A 12703-nucleotide genomic window follows, 5' to 3' on the forward strand; every position below is an offset into this window, starting at 1 on the left:
TTTCCGCCATGCGTCCCGCCCCCGGCGTCTCACGCTCCGCCTTTTCCGCCATGCGTCCCGCCCCCGGCGTCTCACGCTCCGCCAATTCCGCCAGGCGTCCCGCTTCCTGCGCCCCGCGCCCGGCGTCTTTCGCTCTGTGCTTCGCTTCTCCCATGTTGTCCTCCCCGGCTGACTGCCGTTTCCTTGCTCCGTTCGGACCGTAGGCGGCCCGCTTTGATCTTTCCCCAGTATAGCAGATCGCCCCGCAATCGGCATAAAGCCCGGCCGCCCGGCATGGCAAAAAGCCTCCCTGCCGGCCATGCCGGAGGGAAGCTTTTCAGGGATGCCGCCACTGGGTACCACTGTTCAGGAGAAGGAGTCACCGCGAAGTGCGCGGCGACGCGCAGCGGCGCCAAATCGCCTTAAATGCCGGGCGTGCGGGCCAACAAGCGCTTGATTGAGGCGTCGGCTTCGCGCAGCACCAGCTCCTTGTCGATGGTGCGCATGATGCCGCGATCCATCACGATGCGGCCGCCGACAACGGTCGTTTCCACGTCCGCCCGCGTGGCGGAGTAGACAATGCGCGGGATCGGGTCCGACCCGTAGGACGGGAACGTGTGAAACTGGTTCAGGTTGAGAATCGCAAGATCGGCCTTTTTGCCGACCTCCAGGCTGCCGATCTCGTCGCCGAGGCCGACCGCCCGCGCTCCGCCGATGGTTGCCATGCGGAACACCTGCTTCGCGTTCATGGCGGTCGGGCCGTGCAGCGGCTTCTGGATGAGAGCCGCCAGCCGCATTTCGTTGAACATGTCCAGGTTGTTGTTGCAGGGTGCGCCGTCCGCGCCAAGGCTGACGGAGATTCCCTGGTCCAGCATATCCGGCACCTCGGCGATTCCCGACGAAAGCTTCAGGTTGGAGCCGGGGCAGTGGCTCACGTTGACGCGGCGCTCGCGGATGATCCGCTTTTCCTCGTCGTCCAGCCAAATGCAGTGGGCCAGGATAAGCCGCTCGTTGGCGAGGCCGAGATGATCCAGGTAGACGACGTTGCGCATGCCCGTTTCGGCTTGCACGATGGCGATTTCGCCCTGGTTTTCCGAGGCGTGGGTATGGACCTTGACGTTATAAGAGGATGAGAGCTTTTGCACTTCCTTCAGCAGCTCCTCCGTGCACGACACGACAAAACGCGGGGAAAACGCGTACTGAATCCGGCCATTGTCGTACCCGTTCCATTTTTCCAGCAGATCGACGCTTTGCTGAATGGAATCCGCCGTCTTTTCCCGCAGCGGCTCGGGGACCTCGGAGCCTTTGTCCATCATCACCTTGCCCGAGATGGCCCGGATGCCGCTCTCGGCGATGGCCCGGAAGGCCGACTCCGTGTGGTGCACCGTCTCCATGTCGACAATGGTCGTGGTGCCGCTTTGCAGAAGCTCGCCGATGCCGAGCAGGGCGGAATAGTAGTTGGATTCTTCGTCGTGCGCCGCCTCCAGCGGCCAGATCCGTTTGCGCAGCCAGTCCATGAGCTCCAGGTCGTCGGCCTTTCCGCGAAAAAGCGTCTGCGTCAGGTGAATGTGGGTCTGCACGAACCCCGGAATTACCGTCCGGCCCGTCGCATCAATGACCGTGAGGCCTTCCTTCGGCGGGTCGAGATCGGGGCCGATCGCTTCGATCCGGTCCCCCTTCACCCAGATGTCGCCGTGCACAATTTCCTCCTGCGCGTTCATCGTCACCAGCTGGGCGTTTTTGATCAACAGGCTGGACATCGAAATCGCCACCTCCACCAAAATGCTTCTCTATCCCTTCCCAATAAAAAACCGGCCGCCAAAAAACACGCCGGCAAGGGCATGCTTTTCGTAGCCGGAAATTTACGGTTTCCGAGTAGAGACCCTTAATCCGATCATTAAGGTTATACGAAAAGAAGCTTGAAAGTAATCCTGACTATAGCCCAAAAGGTCATTCATGTCAATTCATATAACAAGCACTAACAAAAATATTCATTTTTTGAACAGTTCGTGACGCTTATGTCCGATATATTGACACAAAAATTAACGGGTGATAGCATGAACTTAATTTAACCGGTCTGGCAAAATGTGCAAAGACAACGACCCGATGAATAGCGGAAAGGCACTTTGCTGTACCCTTTGGGAAAAAAGAAGCGGAGAAGGAATTTGAGGCTGGAGGAGCGCCAGCGCCCGCCTTTGTTTTCGGATTCGCCCCTTTGGGGTCCCATTCAGACGAATCCGGAAACAACAGCGGCCGGAAGCCCAAATCTCCTTCGGAGCGCTGACTATTTTCGCGTAGGGTCTCTGCCTTGATGAAAGCTATTCTCCCATTGGTCTTTGTCTGCCAGCCGCAGCATACCCTTGTATAAGCTCAATAATCGGATTGAGCGTCTCGACCAGGCGACCGTAAATTGCCCCAGGCTACAAGAGGTATGGAATGGACGATTGCGCCGCACCCGCGTATGGGCAATTTGATGCGTTGGGATTTCGGGCAAGGCCTCGATTCCGTACCTGTTGCAGTCTGGGCTTTTTTGCGCGCCCGGCCGGGAAATCCTTTTGAAAAGAGGTGTGTGTTCATGAGTTACGATCTGGTCGTGAAAAACGCGAACATTCCGCAGGGCGACCGCACGGTGCTGACGGACATTTTGGTGGAAAATGAAACGATTGTCGGCTTCGGCAAGGTGGCGGACACCGGAAACGCCCGCGTCATCGATGCGAAGGGCATGCTGGTGCTGCCGGGCTGCATCGATTCGCACACGCACATCAACGACCCGGGCTTTACGCACCGGGAAGATTTCGTGACGGGCACGAGCAGCGCCGCGGCGGGCGGCGTCACGATGATTGTCGACATGCCCTGCTGCAGCGTGCCCTCGGTCCGCTCCGTGCAGAACCTGGAATACAAGCTGAGCCAGATCGAAGGCAAAGGGCTGGTGGATTACGCCATGTGGGGCGGCATCACGGGCGAGGATGTCCGCAACGACATGATGAGCATTGTCGAGGAACAGGCGGCGCAGGGGGTCGTCGCGTTCAAGGTGTACATGACGCCGTCCGTACCTTCCTATCCCCGGGTCACGGACCCGGAAATGCTTGAGGCCTTCTATGCGGTAGCGAAAACCGGCCTGCCGATCGGCATTCACGCCGAGAACTACGCCATCTGCGATTATTACGTAAACAAGCTGAAAGCCGAGGGGCGGACGGACGGCCCGGCCTGGGCGGAAGCGCGTATGATTCTGGCGGAGAAAGCGGCGATTCAGCTTGGCATCGCGTTCTCGGAAGAGACCGGGGCGCGGCTGCATATCGTGCACATGAGCACGGGCGTCGGCAGTGAGCTGGTGAAAGCCGCGAAGCTCAAAGGGCTGAAGATAACGGCCGAGGTGTGTCCGCACTACCTGACCCTGAACGCGGTGGACGCCATGACCGAATTCGGCGTGTTCGCCAAAATCGCCCCGCCGCTGCGCCGGAAGGAAGACAACGCGATGCTGTGGGAGGGCCTGATCGACGGCTCGGTCGATTTTGTCGCCACCGATCACGCGCCGTACGAGATCGCCACGGAGAAAAAGGCGCCGGGCCAGGACATCTGGACCGCATTCCCGGGCATTCCGGGCGTCGAGACGATGGTGCCGGTGATGGTCAGCGAAGGCTACAACAAAGGCAGGCTGAGCCTGTCGCGGCTCGTCGAGGTATTGTGCAAAAACCCGGCGGTGCATTATGGGCTCTACCCGAAAAAAGGCGCGCTGGAAATCGGAGCGGACGCGGACTTCACCATCATCGACCTCGACAGGGAGTGGACGATCGATCAGGAGAAGATGCACTGCAAGCCGAAATACACGCCGTTCCATGGTATGAAGCTGAAGGGCAAGGTGGACAAAACGATCGTGCGCGGCCACCTGGTATACGATGACTCTGAGGGCATCGTCGCCAAGCCCGGCGTCGGGCAGTACGTGAAACGCCAGACAATCAGCGAGCTGCCGCGCTTGCTGAAATACTGATCGGGGGCGCGGGCCGCCGAAGCTGCAAGAGGTTGGGGGCGAAGTCAACCCGTAAGGTGCCCCAAGACCGGGAGAGGCGGCTTTCGGCTTACCAATAAGGAGGTTGCGCAATGGGCAAGCACGCAGTGGTCATCATCGACATGTTAAATGATTTTATCAAGCCGGAGGGCGCGCTTTGCTGTCCGAACGGTGCCGCAATTGTGCCGGCGCTCCAGGAGCTGATCGCCTTCAGCCATGACAACGGCATTCAGGTCATTTTCGTGCAGGAGGCGCACCGCAAGAGCGACGCCGATTTCCGGGTGCGGCCGGTGCACGCGATCAAGGGGACTTGGGGATCCGCCTTTATCGAGGAGCTTCAGCCGCAGGAGGACAAAGGGGATTATATCGTGCAAAAGCGCCGGCACAGCGCATTCAGCTACACGGACATGGACTTGTTCCTTCGCGAGGAGGGAATCGACACCGTGGTCGTGACGGGCGTCTGGACGAACGTATGCGTCCGCTCCACCGCGTCCGACGCGCTTTATCACACCTACAAGGTCATGTGCGTCAGCGATTGCTGCGCCTCCAAGGACGAGGAGATGCACCGGGCCGGGCTGCGCGACATCGGCATTTTCGGCGAGGTCGTCACGCTGGACGAATACAAAAACCGCTTTGCCGTCACGCATAATTGACACGGGCTCGGCCCCGAAAGCCGAATTAGCTGCAAGCCGCCTCCGTCCGGTCAACGGAGGCGGTTTTTTGCGCGGTTTAAAACCAATGCGAAGAGCGGATAAAAGGGCAAGGAGCTGCGGAGGTCAGGGAAGTGTTGAACAAAGGAGGGGATGGAATACGGGGGAACTTGATTATGAGGGCGCGCAGCGAGAAGGCAAACGGATCTTTTTAAGAATATGCGGGGTCCAAAAAAGCGCCTATTGATCGCGTAACAATGTTATGTTACACTAAATTCAACGTAACAATGTTTTGTGGAGGGAAGGGATTGGAGAAAGAAGAGTGGATTTCCAAGAAGGAACTGCTGCAGGTGACCGGAATCTCGTACGGGCAGCTGTACCGGTGGAAACGCCAGAGCCTGATCCCCGACGCTTGGTTTGTTAAACAATCGGCCTATACCGGGCAGGAAACCTTTTTTCCCCGGGAACGGATTCTGGAGCGGGTGTCGGCCATTCTGGCGATGAAAGACGACCATTCGCTGGAGGAGCTGGCGAAGCGGTTTTCCCCCGAGCAGGACGACCGGACGTATGCGCGCAAGGAAGCCGCCGCGCGGCTTGACCTCGGCACCGCTTCGGCGCGGGCTATGCTGGACCGTCTGGGCGGCGAGGGGCTGACCTTTTTGCATCTGCTGTTTCTGCATATCGGCAATCAGCTGGAGAAGCGGGGGCTTTTAAACGATGCGCTGGCCGGCCGGTGGGCGTCCGCCGCGCTGGCCTGGCTGCCCGAAATGAAGGGCACCGCCTACCGCGTCGCGGTCCTGGGCGGAGTGCGGGTTGAAGCGTTTGTGCTGCTGGAGCAAGGGGCGCCATTGTGGCCGGAGCCCGAGCTGATGATAGTGGCGGATATCGACATGGAGAGCGAAGCCCGAAAGCTGGCGGCGGGGCTTACGGATAAGGAGGAGAAAGGATGATGGCAATGGAAGGCTATCGGCTGCCCGACGGCACGATTTCCGGGAGCGGCACCATTCCGGGCGGGCAATACAACCGGATTACAATTTCGGGCTCGGGGGTGCTGGACGGCGGCGTTCAGGCCAATAGCCTGCGGATTTCGGGCTCGGGACGCGCCCGGGGCAATGTGAGCGCGGAGGAGCTGAGCGTCAGCGGAAGCGGAAAGTTTGAAGGCGACCTCACGGGACGCAAGCATACCTTTTCCGGTTCGGGTTCGGTGGAAGGCCGGATGGAAACGGATTTCGTGACGACATCGGGCAGCTTCTCCTGCCGGGGGCTGAAGGTGAACCGCGTTCAGGTCAGCGGATCGTTCCGCAGCCGCGCGGATGTGGAGGCGGAGGAGTTTACCGGCTCGGGCGTCTTTCGGGTCGACGAGCTGATGAACGTCAACCGGCTGGAGTTTACGATGCACGGCAATTGCTATGCGCGGGAGATCGGCGGAGACTCCATCCGGATTGTACGCGGGGGCGGCGTGCCTTTTGCCAAGCTGCTGGACTGGTTGTGCTCCCTGTTCGGCAATTGGGCCTACCAGCGGTTCGAATCCTCTCTGGTTGAGGGCACGCAGGTGGAGCTTCAGAACGCACATGTCCAGACAGTCCACGGCGGCACGGTGATTATCGGACCGAACAGCCGCATCGGCCTCGTGGAATATACGGACCGGCTGGTGGTTCATCCGTCGAGCCGGGTTGAGCGCCATATCCAGATTTAACGAGTCCCTTCTACCCGAAAATAACGCAACTTCATAGTCTGTGGTGCCCGCCAGGGCATGGGTGGCTAACGGTTGCCACAGCGCTTATTCGCCCAAAAAACCCCTGTTTCCATTTCTAACGGTTGCGGATGCGCTTATTTGCCCCAAAAAGACCAAAACGCCCCCTCTCCGAGCCAAATAAGCTCCGTGGCAACCGTTAGATTTTGAAAAGTCCCGTTTTAAGCAAAATAAGCTCGCTGGCAACCGTTAGAATTTGTCCGGTCCCTTCCGGCGCCCCATGACCAAAGCTCCCGGCGCGTGATGGACATTGGACCACGGCATAGCCAAAAAATCCACCCTGAAATAACGCAACTTTATAGTCTGTGGTGCCCGCCAGGGCATGGGCGGCTAACGAGACGAAACCGAAAAGCCCTTTTCGCCGGCCATAGCCGTACGAAAAGGGCTTTTTTGCTCGTTGGCGTTTTACAGGGCGAGGAAATAGTAAGGCAGAGTCAGCGTTTGCCGGAAGCCGAGCTTCTGCGCCAGCTTGTACGAGCCTTGGTTTTCCAGCCGGCAGGCCCAGACGGGCTCCAGGCCGTGCGCCAGGCAGTAATCGATGAGGGCGGCCGAGACATGGAAGGCAAACCCTTTGCCCCGGTGGCCCGCTTTTGTCTCGATGCCGATCTCCAGCTGCGTTTCGTTGATGCAGGACGAGAAGGCGGTCGCCGCGGGCTCTCCGTCGCAGACAAGCGTAAAGCCGACGCCTTCCTCCAGAAACTGCTCCTCCGCGCGCCAGAAATACCGCGGCACGACCGCCCCCGTTATGCCTGGAAGCATGTCCCCGGTCGTTCGGCTGACTTCGCAGCCGGGCTCGCCCGCCAGCCGGACCGCTTCGCGGTAAGCCTCGGGGTCCAGCTTGAAGTTGACGCGGGTGTTTTTCACGACATGCCCGGCCGGAGCGCTTGCCGGCTCTCCGCCTTCAAGCAGCAGGGAGCCGAGCAGGTCTTGAAGCACCCCGTTCCAGGCGTCCGGGTATACCTGCAGCCATTCGGTCCCCGTCCGGGTTTTGCCGGCGTTGGTTAAATGATCCGCCACCTGCCGGTTGAATGCCTCGTCCCCCGGATTGCCGAACAGAAGGGACATGCCGTAAGGATGCTGTGCATAAAAAGCGTCCGGCTTGTCCTCCCGGTTGGCGTAAACCGTTCCCGGCAGCTTTTGGCGCAGGACCGCTTCGGCGAACATGGTATTAACAGGGATGGCTTGCAGAGCTTCAAGCGCTTTTGGGTACTCGTGCGGGTTTAATAGAATCACGGGGCATCCTTCCTTTTCCGGCGATGATCGATTGTCTATAGATGATCGATTGTTTATAAAGATACATCCGGAGGAAAGGTTTGGCAATACGCTGGTGAAAAATTTCGCAAATGAAAATAGGCGCTGTTACAGGGACGAAGCTATTGGCGGCAAGCCTTACAGGGAAACCAGTTTTTCATTGACAAAAAGCCGGCTTGCGATGCGTAGGAGGATATAGTCGGCGGCGAAGATTGCGAGCCCGATGATCAAGTACCACAGGCTGCTGATCCGATAAGCGCCGGTTAATTGGCCGAAGAGAGGAACAAGCACCGGAAGCGCCAGAAAGGTGGTGAGCTGTTGGGCGCCTTCGAAAGATTTTGCCCGGGCGGAGATGAGGATGGTCAAGGTGATCACAAACAGGGTGGCGGCGGGGGCAAGCCAAAGAATGAGGAAGAGGAACCGCCCGTTCGGGAAAATCCAGCGGTCGTAAACGGCAAGGCCGGTGTAGTTGGAAATGGCGCCAAAAAGGAGAACATAGGCCAACGTGATGGAATAAGTGAGTAGAAAAATTCCCGTCAGCTTGCCGGTGAGAATTTGCCGGACGGTGACGGGGCAATACAGCAGGCTCTCCATGGTGCCGTGGATCCGTTCGCCCACAAAGCAGCCCGCGGAGATTACCGAGGACAGCGTAACCGGAACAAGCAGAAACAAAAGCGGGAACAGCTTGTCGAAACCGCTCATGAACTGCTCATAGGTGCCGGACGAGCGGCCGCTGATGAGCATAAAGGCCACGAAACAAGGGATGATCAGCAGAAAAAGCGAGGGAAAGACAAGCATCGGGAGGAGCACCTGCCGGTCGCGGACGACATTGCGGATTTCTTTGGCGATCAGGATACGGTAAACGCTTTTCATGCTTCCTCCTCCTTGAAATAACAAAAATACAGCGTTTCGAGGTCCCATCTCCGCTTGAACGCTTCGCTGATCAGCCCGCCGGCCAGAATCTCGTCGCGGATAATGGCAGCGGATTCGGCATCCTCCGCGATTTCGCGGGTATACCAGTCCTTTTGCGCATCGTAAACAAAGGAAGGGCCGAGGTGCTTCCCTTTCACGACCAGTGTGAGCGGCGCCCGGTTCGCCTTCAGAAGCGCTTCAAAGCTGCCGTGGGCGAGCAGCCGTCCTTTTCGCAGAAAGCCGTAATCGGTGCATATGGCTTCCGCGTAGGAAAGCTGGTGGGTGCATAAAAAGACGGTGACGCCTTTTTCCTTGACGAGGGAACGGATCAACTCCGTTACGACCAATGCGTTTTGCGGGTCCAAGCCGGCTGTCGGCTCATCCAGGAAAAGGACCTTCGGTTCGTGCACCAGGGCGATGGCCAGGTACAACCGCTTTTTCATCCCGGAGCTGAAGTGCTTGACCTTGCGGTCCTTGTCGTCGAATAATCCAACCTCTTTTAAGGTCCGCTCGATGTTATCCGCCAGTCGTTTTCCCGTAAGCCCGTGAAGTCCACCGTAGAGCATCAGGTTTTCCCGGGCGGAATGATTCTCATAACAGCGCGCCGCTTCCGTCATAACGCCGGAGAGCCGGTGGATGTCGGTCCCGCTTTGGAGTGTGTCATAGCCAAAAACGCTTGCCTGTCCCCCGGTTTGCCGCAAAATGCCGTTGAGGATTCGCACGGTTGTGGTTTTGCCGGAGCCGTTCGGTCCGAGAAACCCGAACACGGCTCCTTCCGGTATCGTGAGGGAGAGCCGGTCCAGCGCATGAACGCCTCCGGGGTATTCTTTGGAGATCGAGTCCAGAATGATGGCCGCCATGGGAGCCTCCTTGTTAGGAAAACAACAATACTAGGAAACAACAATAAATGCTTTCTATTGCATCATATTCCAATGAGCAGGAAAAACAAGCGCAAAAAAACGCTTGGCTGTCCGTTGGGCGGCGCAAGCGTTTTGGACGGGAGAGCAAAGGGAGCCGTCAGCTGTTCAGGTATCGTCCGGCCAGCTCCCGGTAGAAAGCGATGGACCGGTAGTACGCCTCCAGGTCGACCGATTCGTTTGGCTGATGAGCCAGGCTGTCGTCCCCCGGTCCGTAAAGCAGCGTGGGTATCCGGCTTTCGGGATTGAGGACGGAGGCATCCGTAAAATAAGAGACGGTCCGGATGTCCTCTTCCTTTTGCCCGGAGGCGGCAAGCGCCAGCCGGATCAAAGCGTCCTGCGGATCGGTCAGGACAGGCGGCCGGTCCAGCAGGCAGCGCATCCGGCACTGCAGCTCCGGGTCGCGGCTGCGGGCTTCGGCCAGCAGCTCCTCCAGGCGGCGGAGCAGCCCGGGATGAGCTTGCGGCGGAACTGTCCGCATGTCAAGTTCAAGCAGACAGCAGTCGGGGATCATATTGGTTTGAATGCCGCCGGAAAGCTTCGTCAGGGCTAACGAGCCGCTCCCGAGCAGGGGGTTGGACGCCCCGTTCGCCGAGGCGAACTCCCGGATGGCGGCGACCAGCTCCAGCATGCGGTCAATGGCGTTTACACCGCGCTCCGGCATGGAGGCATGCGCCGTCCGCCCGACCACTGAAAGCTCAATCCAGAGGGCGCCTTTGTGGCCGACGGCAACTTTTCCGCCGGTGGGCTCGCCGATCACGATTGCGTCCACTCCGGCCAGACCGACCTCCTCCACGTAGCGCCGGGCGCCGATGCAGTCCACTTCTTCCCCGGCGGTTGCCAACAGAATCAGCTCGGAAATGGCTTCGGAATCCGGGTCCCGCCCGTTTTCCAGCGCCGCTTCCTCCGCCTTGCGCCGCCGGTCCGCTTCCGCCCGGGCCAGCTCTTCCATCGCCAGCACCATAGCGGCGAGGCCGCTCTTCATGTCGCTGGCTCCGCGTCCGTACAAGCGGCCGCCTTCAATGACGCCTTCATGCGGCGGATGACGCCAGGCGTTCAAATCGCCGGGCGTTACGGTATCCAGGTGGCCGCACAGAAGCAGCCGATTGCCGGAGGCGCCCGCCGCGCCGGCGGGAAGCCGCAGCCGGGCCTCCAGGCTGCAGCGGCTGGCGCCGGCCGGCAGCAGGCGCACGGCCAGCCCGGCGCTTTCCAGCCGCTCCGCAAGGCAGCGGGCGACCGCTTCCTCGCCGCCGGGCGGGTTGCAGCTGTCCAGCCGGACCAGGCGGCGCAGGAACGCCGCCGCTTCTTCGAAGGGCACGGCGGCTGCGCGGCCGCCGTGCCCTTCAGCCTCCACGGGGCGGGGCTCAGCCGCCGTGCCGTCCTTGCGCGCCGATGCGCGGCATTCGTGGCCTTCCGCGCCGGCGCTGCCGGGCTCAGCCGCCGTGCCGTCCTTGCCTGCGGGCGTGCTGGGATGGGTGCGGTCATACCTGTGCTCCGGGCTCATTGGATGCTCACCTCCGCGATTCTTTTTTTTCGCACGGGGACTCCTCTTCTGCTTGGCGGCCGCCCGGGCCCGGCCTCTCCGACGATTTGCATTTTGAGCGGCGTCACCTGATAGGCGTTCACCGGGGCCAAATCCTGCGAGCAGGCGGAGAGCGCCACCACCACATCCTCAAGCGCCAGCAAAGCTACGTAATCGCCGGGCTTGGACAGCGGCTCCTCAATAACATAATCCCCCTTCTCATCGAGGGCGTTATTCATAAACCAGTTGATCGGGTCGGGGACCCCGATGTCGCCCAGGCCATACCGGGCGAGCGCTTTTTGCAGATTGTCGTGGCAGTTGGGGTGTTCCTCCAGGCCGAAGTCGACCTTGTACCGGTAATAATCGCAAGCCGGAAAAAAGAAATCATGCTTCCCCACCGTATCCTTCGTCAGCTGCATCAGCGGACGGCGGCGGTTGCTGTAAAGGCCGTCCCCGATTTTCAGCCGGATGCTGCTGAGGGAGGCGCGCATATGGACCGGCGAAACATGCTCTCCCGGATCGGATGCGCGGAAGCAGACGAAATCGCCCACCTGCTTGCCTTCGACGTCGATGATGTAAAGCGTCTGTCCCTTGCGGACAAACGCGCTTCTTCCTTCGTAAGGCGGAACGGCGATCTCCTCGATGATGCTTTCGCTGGGCATAGCATTCAACTCCCCGTTTTATTCAATGAATACGGCGACTGCACGGACCGGGGAACCGGTGCCTTTGCGGATTTTCAGGGGCAGGCCGAAATAGAGGAACCGTTTTTGCGCCACTTGCTCGAGGTTGCAGAGGTTCTCGGTATTGGTGAGGCCATATTTGCGGCAAACCAGATGCCCCGAAAAAGCGGGATCGTCCGGGTTGTCGATGGAAGGCGAGTCTACCCCGATGTTGACGACACCGCGGCGGGCGAGCCATTCGGCCGCTTCGTAATCCAGCCCGGCATAGCGTGTCAGCCATTCGTCCGTGCCGTACGCGCGGTTGTAGTGGCCGGTGTACAGCAGCACAATGTCGCCCCGGTCCAGCGGCAGGCAGGCGCCGCGCAGCGCTTTTTCCAGATCGGCAACGGTGATGTAGCCCCCTGGTGGAACGTGCGAAACGTCCAGGCAGACGGCCGGGCCATAAAAATAATCCAGCGGCATTTCGTCGATGGTTTTCCCATTCGGATCGTACTCGAAGGCCGCGTCGCTGTGCGTCGGTCCGTGTTCGTTGATCAGCAGGTTGTTGGTGGCGAATGCAAAGCCCAGCTTGCGCTCGCTTTCCTCGTGGCTCATGTTGGGAAAAATCATCGTTTTCTGATGCGGCGGAAACACCGGCATCCCCTGATAAATTTCCTGGGAGAGGTCCACGACCCGGATGCCCATGGAAAAACCTCCTTTCGACCGGCCGGACTCGCGGAACCGGCCAGGTTGGTTTCGTAAATTACTTGCAAGGGGAAACGGGAAACCTCCCCCGGCCGGCTAACGGTTGCCACAAGCCTTAATGGAGCGAAAAACCGCGTCTGCAATTTGTAACGGTTGCCACGGAGCTTATTCTCGTGTTTTTCGCTTAATGGAGCCCCTTTTGGAGCAAATAAGGGCGTTGGCAACCGTTAGCCACCCATGTCCTGACGGGCACCACAGAAAATGAAATAAAGTTGCGTTATTTCAGGGTGGATTTTTTGGCTATTGTCGTGGTCCAATATCCATCACGCGCCGGGAGCTTTGGTCATGG

General features: G+C 59.5%; 11 protein-coding genes and 2 riboswitches. Of the genes, 4 read left to right on the top strand and 7 right to left on the bottom strand.

The genetic code is table 11. The annotated features are described in order from the left end of the window. Nucleotides 1-401: 401 nt before the first annotated feature. Entirely contained in the window at nucleotides 402-1739 is a 1338-nt protein-coding gene (locus AC6I6H_RS21780; protein WP_497956600.1) for a 5'-deoxyadenosine deaminase, read from the bottom strand. Between the two features lie 71 nt (nucleotides 1740-1810). Further along, nucleotides 1811-1910: riboswitch (purine riboswitch) on the bottom strand. Between the two features lie 409 nt (nucleotides 1911-2319). After that, nucleotides 2320-2422, top strand: a riboswitch (purine riboswitch). Between the two features lie 132 nt (nucleotides 2423-2554). On the opposite strand from AC6I6H_RS21780, the gene allB reads away from it, so the two are divergent. From allB to AC6I6H_RS21800, 4 genes are all read left to right on the top strand, one after another. Beyond that, a complete protein-coding gene (gene allB, locus AC6I6H_RS21785) occupies nucleotides 2555-3967 on the top strand; it encodes an allantoinase AllB (RefSeq protein WP_497956602.1) in 1413 nt (470 codons plus the stop codon). 110 nt (nucleotides 3968-4077) lie between these two features. Next, nucleotides 4078-4638: a cysteine hydrolase family protein gene (locus AC6I6H_RS21790; RefSeq protein WP_497956604.1), complete on the top strand. Its 561-nt coding sequence runs from the start codon at nucleotides 4078-4080 to the stop codon at nucleotides 4636-4638. Between the two features lie 305 nt (nucleotides 4639-4943). Continuing rightward, a complete protein-coding gene (locus AC6I6H_RS21795; RefSeq protein ID WP_497956607.1) occupies nucleotides 4944-5585 on the top strand; it encodes a DUF4004 family protein in 642 nt (213 codons plus the stop codon). Further along, the gene (locus AC6I6H_RS21800; RefSeq protein WP_497956610.1) at nucleotides 5582-6331 is read left to right on the top strand and encodes a polymer-forming cytoskeletal protein; all 750 of its coding nucleotides are present in this window, start codon (nucleotides 5582-5584) and stop codon (nucleotides 6329-6331) included. The genes AC6I6H_RS21795 and AC6I6H_RS21800 overlap by 4 nt, the downstream gene beginning before the upstream one ends. A 462-nt stretch (nucleotides 6332-6793) precedes the next feature. On the opposite strand, the gene AC6I6H_RS21805 is transcribed toward AC6I6H_RS21800, so the two are convergent. From AC6I6H_RS21805 to AC6I6H_RS21830, 6 genes are all read right to left on the bottom strand, one after another. Continuing rightward, nucleotides 6794-7621, bottom strand: a complete 828-nt coding sequence (locus AC6I6H_RS21805) for a GNAT family N-acetyltransferase (protein ID WP_497956612.1) — start codon at nucleotides 7619-7621, stop codon at nucleotides 6794-6796. A 156-nt stretch (nucleotides 7622-7777) separates the two neighbouring features. Further along, a complete protein-coding gene (locus AC6I6H_RS21810) occupies nucleotides 7778-8512 on the bottom strand; it encodes an ABC transporter permease subunit (protein ID WP_497956614.1) in 735 nt (244 codons plus the stop codon). Then, nucleotides 8509-9411 (bottom strand): ABC transporter ATP-binding protein, encoded by a 903-nt coding sequence (locus AC6I6H_RS21815; protein WP_497956615.1) that lies wholly within the window; start codon nucleotides 9409-9411, stop codon nucleotides 8509-8511. The genes AC6I6H_RS21810 and AC6I6H_RS21815 overlap by 4 nt, the downstream gene beginning before the upstream one ends. A 157-nt stretch (nucleotides 9412-9568) precedes the next feature. Continuing rightward, on the bottom strand, nucleotides 9569-10972 hold the full coding sequence (locus tag AC6I6H_RS21820; RefSeq protein ID WP_497956617.1) for a M20 family metallopeptidase: 1404 nt from the start codon (nucleotides 10970-10972) through the stop codon (nucleotides 9569-9571). After that, nucleotides 10969-11652, bottom strand: a complete 684-nt coding sequence (locus tag AC6I6H_RS21825) for a DUF1989 domain-containing protein (protein WP_497956619.1) — start codon at nucleotides 11650-11652, stop codon at nucleotides 10969-10971. The genes AC6I6H_RS21820 and AC6I6H_RS21825 overlap by 4 nt, the downstream gene beginning before the upstream one ends. Before the next feature lie 18 nt (nucleotides 11653-11670). Next, complete coding sequence (locus AC6I6H_RS21830) at nucleotides 11671-12354, bottom strand: cyclase family protein (protein WP_497956621.1); 684 nt, start codon at nucleotides 12352-12354, stop codon at nucleotides 11671-11673. Nucleotides 12355-12703: the final 349 nt, after the last annotated feature.

It is taken from the genome of Gorillibacterium sp. sgz306347, assembly GCF_059735245.1.

Excerpts from the sequence above, each read along its gene's own strand:
- AC6I6H_RS21800 (WP_497956610.1), top strand. The coding sequence starts at position 5,582 with ATGATGGCAATGGAAGGCTATCGGCTGCCCGACGGCACGATTTCCGGG.
- AC6I6H_RS21790 (WP_497956604.1), top strand. The coding sequence starts at position 4,078 with ATGGGCAAGCACGCAGTGGTCATCATCGACATGTTAAATGATTTTATC.
- AC6I6H_RS21820 (WP_497956617.1), bottom strand. The coding sequence starts at position 10,972 with ATGAGCCCGGAGCACAGGTATGACCGCACCCATCCCAGCACGCCCGCA.
- AC6I6H_RS21810 (WP_497956614.1), bottom strand. The coding sequence starts at position 8,512 with ATGAAAAGCGTTTACCGTATCCTGATCGCCAAAGAAATCCGCAATGTC.
- allB (WP_497956602.1), top strand. The coding sequence starts at position 2,555 with ATGAGTTACGATCTGGTCGTGAAAAACGCGAACATTCCGCAGGGCGAC.
- AC6I6H_RS21780 (WP_497956600.1), bottom strand. The coding sequence starts at position 1,739 with ATGTCCAGCCTGTTGATCAAAAACGCCCAGCTGGTGACGATGAACGCG.
- AC6I6H_RS21825 (WP_497956619.1), bottom strand. The coding sequence starts at position 11,652 with ATGCCCAGCGAAAGCATCATCGAGGAGATCGCCGTTCCGCCTTACGAA.
- AC6I6H_RS21830 (WP_497956621.1), bottom strand. The coding sequence starts at position 12,354 with ATGGGCATCCGGGTCGTGGACCTCTCCCAGGAAATTTATCAGGGGATG.
- AC6I6H_RS21815 (WP_497956615.1), bottom strand. The coding sequence starts at position 9,411 with ATGGCGGCCATCATTCTGGACTCGATCTCCAAAGAATACCCCGGAGGC.